The organism is Candidatus Symbiopectobacterium sp. NZEC135 (genome assembly GCF_025962695.1).
Genome location: NZ_JAGFPF010000432.1, coordinates 1 through 1454 on the forward strand (window position 1 = coordinate 1; position 1454 = coordinate 1454).

General features: G+C 59.4%; 2 protein-coding genes. Both read left to right on the plus strand.

The window, feature by feature from the left end; genetic code table 11:
* On the plus strand, positions 1-640 hold a 640-nt coding region (locus J5224_RS27595), incomplete at its 5' end, for a GDP-mannose 4,6-dehydratase (RefSeq protein WP_264628327.1).
* A 63-nt stretch (positions 641-703) separates the two neighbouring features.
* A complete protein-coding gene (gene rffC / locus J5224_RS27600) occupies positions 704-1423 on the plus strand; it encodes a dTDP-4-amino-4,6-dideoxy-D-galactose acyltransferase (RefSeq protein WP_264628328.1) in 720 nt (239 codons plus the stop codon).
* The last annotated feature ends 31 nt before the right edge of the window (positions 1424-1454 follow it).

The following is a 1454-nucleotide window of genomic DNA, read 5'->3' on the forward strand; positions in this document are numbered from 1 at the left end:
CACGGACGGTCTGTTTACCGAAACCACGCCGTATGCACCCAGCAGCCCGTATTCCGCATCCAAAGCCTCCAGCGACCATCTGGTACGCGCCTGGATGCGCACCTATGGGCTGCCGACCATCATCACCAATTGCTCCAATAACTACGGTCCTTACCACTTCCCGGAAAAATTGATTCCGCTGATGATCCTCAACGCGTTATCCGCTAAGCCGCTGCCGGTGTATGGCAACGGTGCGCAGATCCGCGACTGGCTGTTTGTTGAAGATCATGCGCGTGCGCTTTACCGCGTGGTGACGGCGGGTGAGGTCGGGGATACTTACAATATCGGTGGCCATAACGAGCGTAAAAACCTCGATGTGGTGCATACCCTGTGCGATCTGCTGGAAGAACTGGCGCCGCAAAAACCGGCGGGTGTCACCCATTATCGCGATCTGATTACCTATGTGACTGACCGACCCGGCCATGACATGCGCTACGCCATCGATGCCAGCAAAATGGCGCAGGAGCTGGATTGGAAACCGCAGGAGACGTTCGAAAGCGGTATGCGTAAAACGGTATTGTGGTATCTGAATAACGAAGCCTGGTGGCGCAGCGTGCAGGATGGCTCCTATACCGGAGAACGGTTGGGGCTGGACGCGTAATCGACGTGTTTGCCGCGCTCCTGTGTCAGTAACAGTAGCGTGCAAGCCATGACAGGAGAGGCGATGACAGCCACGATCTGTGCCCATGTGTTGCCGTTAGCGTGGGAAAGCGATTTTTTCGCCCTCCCCAGCGCGCGCCTGTCGTTCAGTGATGATGCGCCAGCGCTAACGCCCGCGGCGTTGAACGCCTATGCGGTGGTGCAGGCCAACGTTTCTGCCAGCGATCTGGCGACTGTCGATGCGCTCTCTGCCGCAGGTTTCCAACTGGCAGAGAGCGAAGTGGATTTTTGCCTGCCCATCGATTCTGGCGAGGTGGCGCTTCCGGCCTGGCGCGTGGCGGATACTGCGGATATTGCGCCGTTGCGTGAGGCTGCTGCGCGCGTTTTTTCGCACAGCCGGTTTCGCGCACCCTGGTATCGCATGACGGACAGCGGTCGTTTTTATGCGCAATGGGTGGAAAACGCGGTGCGTGGCACCTTTGACGATGTTTGCCTGATCGCACTTAACGCGCAGGGTGCGCCACTCGGTTGGGTGACGCTGCGCCAGACGCAGGAGGATCGGGCGCGCATCGGCCTTCTGGCCGCGTGGCCGGGTGCATCCGGCGGTGTGGGCATGCCGCTTATGGCGCTGGCAAGGCACTGGTGCCAACAGCGGCACGTGGCACATCTGTGGGTGGCCACGCAGTTGGGTAATACGCGCGCGCTGCGCCTTTATCAACGCTGCGGCGCGCAGATTCATGATACGGCGCATTGGTTTTACAGGAGACCGCATGATTCCCTTTAACGCTCCCCCGATTGTGGGTACTGAACTGGAC